Annotated in this window: 4 protein-coding genes; 3 read left to right on the top strand and 1 reads right to left on the bottom strand. The window is 67.0% G+C overall.

Annotation, left to right across the window (positions count from 1 at the left end; all coding sequences use genetic code 11):
* Window positions 1–74: 74 nt before the first annotated feature.
* Window positions 75–1502 carry a short-chain fatty acyl-CoA regulator family protein gene (locus LDQ05_RS19145; protein WP_226438540.1) on the bottom strand — a complete coding sequence of 476 codons (1428 nt, stop codon included), beginning with the start codon at window positions 1500–1502 and terminating at the stop codon, window positions 75–77.
* 143 nt (window positions 1503–1645) lie between these two features.
* Between LDQ05_RS19145 and prpD the strand changes: the two genes are divergently transcribed.
* Genes prpD through LDQ05_RS19130 form a run of 3 tightly spaced genes read left to right on the top strand, consistent with a single transcriptional unit; the run spans window position 1646 to window position 5188 of the window.
* On the top strand, window positions 1646–3148 hold the full coding sequence (gene prpD / locus LDQ05_RS19140; RefSeq protein ID WP_226438539.1) for a 2-methylcitrate dehydratase PrpD: 1503 nt from the start codon (window positions 1646–1648) through the stop codon (window positions 3146–3148).
* Window position 3149: 1 nt separating this feature from the next.
* Window positions 3150–4064: a methylisocitrate lyase gene (gene prpB / locus LDQ05_RS19135; RefSeq protein ID WP_226438538.1), complete on the top strand. Its 915-nt coding sequence runs from the start codon at window positions 3150–3152 to the stop codon at window positions 4062–4064.
* Entirely contained in the window at window positions 4064–5188 is a 1125-nt protein-coding gene (locus LDQ05_RS19130) for a bifunctional 2-methylcitrate synthase/citrate synthase (RefSeq protein WP_226438537.1), read from the top strand. Before prpB ends, LDQ05_RS19130 begins: the two co-directional genes overlap by 1 nt.
* Window positions 5189–5224 lie beyond the last annotated feature (36 nt).

Below are 5224 nucleotides of genomic sequence, written 5' to 3'. Positions count from 1 at the left end.
AGAAGTGCGCACGGGTGGGGCGTGGGTGCGCCCACCTTCGGGCGTCGGGGTCCTGACGTGGTTCGGCGCGCACCTCACGCTCCCTCCGGGGCGGGAGAATAGGGGGCGAGACCGGCGTTGTTCTCGTCGATCCGGATGGGGCGGCCCAGATGAGGGAACGCGCGCTGGGTGCACGACGGCCGGTCGCACACCTTGCATCCGGCCCCGATCGGTACCGTGGTGTCGGGATCGTCGAGGCGCAGCCCCCGCGAATAGACGAGCTTGTCGGCGTATCCGATGTCGCAACCCAGCCCGACCGCGAAATCCCTCTTGGGCGCGAGATGACCGGGCGCACCCTCATGGGTGGTACGTGCCAGCCACAGGTACGTGCGGCCGTCCGGCATCTGCGACACCTGCGTCAGGATCCGCCCCGGCGACGTGAAGGCGTCGTGCACCACCCACAGCGGGCAGCTGCCACCGACACGGGAGAAATGGAAAGCGGTGGCGGACTGCCGTTTCGATATGTTTCCGGCGCGGTCGGTGCGCACGAAGAAGAACGGTACCCCGCGCTGACCGGGGCGTTGCAGGGTCGACAGGCGGTGGCAGACCGTCTCGAAGCCGACCTCGAACTTCGCGCCGAGCAGGTCGATGTCGTAGCGCAGGGCTTCGGCGGAGCGCAGGAAATGGGAGTACGGAAGGATCAGCGCACCGGCGAAATAATTGGCGAGCCCGATCCGCGCGAGCGCGCGGGACCGTTCGGGGATCGCCTCCGCCCCGGCGACGATCGCATCGATCGTGTCGGCATGCGCGATGAACGCCAGTTGCGTGGCGAGCTGGAATGCGCGCTGCCCCGGTGACAGGCGTCGCGCCAGGGTCAGGACCTTCGTCGTCGGGTCGTACGAACGCTTTCGGCCGACGCGGTCGGGTTCGTCGGTGCGGATGGCCACGGTGATGCCGTACTCGTCGTACAGCAGACCACTGAGCTGAAGGTCCAGGCCGCCGACCGTCAGCCCGCGACCGGTGAAGAGCTCCTCTGCGGCATCGTCGAGTTCGGCGATGTGGTTGCGGCGGTCGTAGAAGAAGTCGCGGACCTCCTCGTACGGGGTGGTCGCGGCCTGATCGGCGACGACACCCGGATCCCCCGGGGCGAGCTGTTCGAGCTGCTCGGTGGCACCGCGCAGTCGACGGTGCAGCGACACCAGGGCGCGCGCTGCGAACGGGCTGCGCGACAACAATTCGTCGATCTCGGTGGCGGACACGTCGGTGGTGTCGGGATTCTCGGCGAGCACCTCCTGCAGGTCGGCGAGCAGGCGGGCGTCGGTGTCGGCGGCGAAGAACCCCATGTCGAGATCGAACATCGAGTTCAGGCGCATCAGCACCGGCACGGTCAGCGGCCGATGATCGTTCTCGAGCTGGTTGACGTAGCTCGTGGACAGTCCGAGTGTCGACGCCAGCGCGGTCTGCGTCAGCCCGCGTTCTTCCCGCAGCCGGCGCAGACGCGCACCGGCGTACATCTTCTGCATGTCCGCAAATCTAACACCTCCCGTTTACACAATTTCCGCAATTTCACTCGGTGTGGTCCGCAAAAATAGGCATGTGCAAGGCATTTCCAATCGATCGGCGTCTGCGTAGCGTGCGAATCACAGCATCGGACTTCGGAGGATCCATGAAGACTCATCTCGTACGCACCCGTCGATCCGCGGAGAACTTCCCCCGCGAAGAGCACCTCGCGTGGCGGATCGCGGAGGTCGCGACCGACCCGGTGGAGGTGCCGGACGACACCGCGGACATGATCGTGAACCGCATCATCGACAACGCGTCGGTCGCGGCGGCCTCGCTGGTCCGTCGCCCGGTCTCGAATGCCCGCGCGCAGGCCCGGGCTCATCCGTACACACCCGGTTCGACGGTGTTCGGTGTCGACGGCACGTATTCACCGGAGTGGGCGGCGTGGGCCAACGGTGTGGCGGTGCGCGAACTCGACTTCCACGACACCTTCCTCGCCGCCGAGTACTCGCACCCCGGCGACAACATTCCGCCGATCCTGGCGGTCGCCCAGCACGCGGGCCGCAGCGGTGCGGACCTGATCCGCGGCCTCGCCACCGGCTACGAGATCCAGGTGGACCTCGTCCGCGCGATCTGCCTGCACGAACACAAGATCGACCATGTCGCGCACCTCGGGCCGTCCGCCGCTGCCGGCATCGGCACACTGCTCGGCCTCGACACCGACACCGTCTACCAGGCGATCGGACAGGCCCTGCACACCACCACCGCGACCCGCCAGTCGCGCAAGGGGGAGATCTCCAGCTGGAAGGCGTACGCCCCGGCGTTCGCGGGCAAGATGGCTGTCGAGGCCGTCGACCGCGCCCTGCGGGGAGAAGGTGCCCCGTCGCCGATCTGGGAGGGTGAGGACGGTGTCATCGCCTGGCTGCTCGGTGGCCCGGACGCCGAATACCATGTGCCGCTGCCCGGCCCGGGTGAGGCCAAGTGCGCGATCCTCGACACCTACACCAAGGAGCATTCCGCCGAATACCAGAGTCAGGCACCGATCGACCTGGCGCGCCGGATGCGTGAGCGGATCGGTGATCTCGAGCAGATCGAGTCGATCGTGCTGCACACGAGCCACCACACGCACGTCGTGATCGGGACGGGCTCGAACGACCCGCAGAAGTTCGACCCGCACGCGTCGCGGGAAACCCTCGACCATTCGGTGATGTACATCTTCGCGGTCGCACTGCAGGACGGTGTGTGGCATCACGAGCGCTCCTATGCGCCCGAACGCGCGCAGCGCCCCGACACGATCGCGCTGTGGAACAAGATTTCCACCGCCGAGGATCCGGAGTGGACGCGCCGCTACCACTCGACGGACCCGGCGGAGAAGGCGTTCGGTGCCCGCGCGGAGGTCACCCTGAGCAGCGGCGAGGTCATCGTCGACGAACTCGCCGTCGCCGACGCCCACCCGCTCGGTGCGCGTCCGTTCGCGCGGGACCAGTACATCGACAAGTTCCGCATCCTCGCCGAGGGTGTCGTCGCGCCCGCCGAGCAGGATCGCTTCCTCGACGCCGCTCAGCGTGTCGCCGAGATGAAGGCCGGTGAGCTCGACCAGCTCACCTTCACCGTGTCCGACGACGTGCTCGCCTGCGCACCGAAGCTGCCGAAGGGGCTGTTCTGAGATGACCGGACTCATCGCCGCGACCACCCCGGTCGCCGACAGACGCGCCGCGTTCCGCCGCGGACTCGGATCCGGGACGATCCAGCGGTTCCCCGGTGCGATCAACCCGCTGACCGCGAAGCTGATCCAGGAGATCGGGTTCGAGGGGGTCTACATCTCCGGTGGTGCCTTCTCGGCCGCGCTCGCCCTGCCCGACATCGGTCTGACCACGCTCACCGAGGTCACCGCGCACAGCGCCGGGATCGCCGGCGTCACCGACCTTCCGGTGCTCGTCGACGCCGACACCGGCTTCGGTGAGCCGATGAGCGCGGCCCGGACCGTCACCGTCCTCGAGGACGCCGGCGTGGCCGGTCTGCATCTCGAGGATCAGGTCAACCCCAAACGGTGCGGGCATCTCGACGGCAAGGCGATCGTCGGCACCGACGAGATGGTGCGCCGACTGCGTGCCGCGGTGGCGGCGCGACGCGACCCGAACTTCGTGATCTGCGCTCGCACCGACGCCGCGGGTATCGAAGGGGTCGATGCGGCGATCGACCGCGCGAAGGCCTACGCCGAGGCGGGGGCCGATCTGATCTTCACCGAGGCGTTGCACACCGTCGACGACTTCGAGAAGTTCCGTGCCGCGGTCGACACCCCGCTGCTGGCGAACATGACGGAGTTCGGTAAGTCGCAGCTCGTTCCGGCGCAGGTGCTCGAGAAGATCGGCTACAACGCCGTCATCTATCCCGTCACCACGCTGCGTCTGGCGATGGGCGCGATCGAGCACGGGTTGCGCGTCATCCACGAGGAGGGCACGCAGGAGAGCATCGTCGATCGGATGCAGACCCGTTCGAGGCTGTACGAGGTGCTCGAGTACGAGCGTTACAACGAATTCGATTCCGGCATATTCAATTTCACGCTGAATGGGGGTCAGTGATGACAGACAGCGCTGTTTCGACGATCTACAAGGGTCTCGCCGGCGTCGTCGTCGACACCACCTCGGTCTCCAAGGTGGTGCCCGAGACGAACTCGCTCACCTATCGCGGCTACGCGGTGCAGGATCTGGCCGCGCACTGCAGTTTCGAGCAGGTCGCCTATCTGCTGTGGAACGGGGAGTTGCCGAGCGACGCCGAACTGGCGTTGTTCATGCAGCGCGAGCGCGCGGAACGGCGCGCCGACCGGTCGTTGCTCACGCTCGTGGCGAAACTGCCCGAGACCTGCCACCCGATGGATGTGGTGCGCACCGCGATCAGCTACCTCGGCGCGGAGGACGCCACCGACGGTGACGCGTCGCCGGCCGCGAACCGGGCGAGGTCGCTGCGCATGATGGCGGTGTTGCCGACGATCGTCGCCGCCGATCACCGGCGTCGACGCGGGCTCGATCCGATCGCACCGAACCATGTGCTCGGATTCGCCGAGAACTTCCTGAACATGTGCTTCGGGGAGGTGCCGGACGCGGCGATCGTCAAGGCGTTCGAGGTGTCGCTGATCCTGTACGCGGAGCACAGCTTCAACGCCTCGACGTTCGCGGCGCGTGTGGTGACCTCGACGATGTCGGACATCTACAGTGCCGTCACCGCCGCGATCGGCGCGCTCAAGGGGCCGCTGCACGGCGGCGCCAACGAGGCGGTCATGCACGACATGCTCGAGATCGGTGCGCCGGAACGTGCGGAGGAGTGGATGCGGGGCAAGCTCGCCCGCAAGGAGAAGGTGATGGGGTTCGGTCACCGTGTCTACAAGAACGGTGATTCGCGCGTTCCCACCATGAAGAAGGCGTTCTGCGACGTCGCCGCCCACACCGGCGGCGAGAAGTGGGTGCGGATGTACGACATCCTCGAGAAGACGATGGGTGATGCCACCGGGATCAGGCCGAACCTCGACTTCCCCACGGGGCCGGCCTATTACCTGATGGGATTCGACATCGAGGTGTTCACCCCGATCTTCGTGATGAGCCGCATCACGGGGTGGACCGCCCACATCATCGAGCAGAGCGAATCGAACGCGTTGATCCGACCGCTCAGCGAGTACACGGGCGTCCCGCAGCGATCCGTCGTCGCCTGAGCCGTGCGTGGTTCTGGTAGCTGGGGCTACCAGAAC

The sequence above is a fragment of the Rhodococcus yananensis genome, from assembly GCF_020515525.1.
GTDB classification, from domain to species: domain Bacteria; phylum Actinomycetota; class Actinomycetes; order Mycobacteriales; family Mycobacteriaceae; genus Rhodococcus; species Rhodococcus yananensis.
The sequence above is the reverse complement of the archived record's forward strand: the minus strand, read 5'-3'. Positions and strand labels throughout refer to the sequence as shown.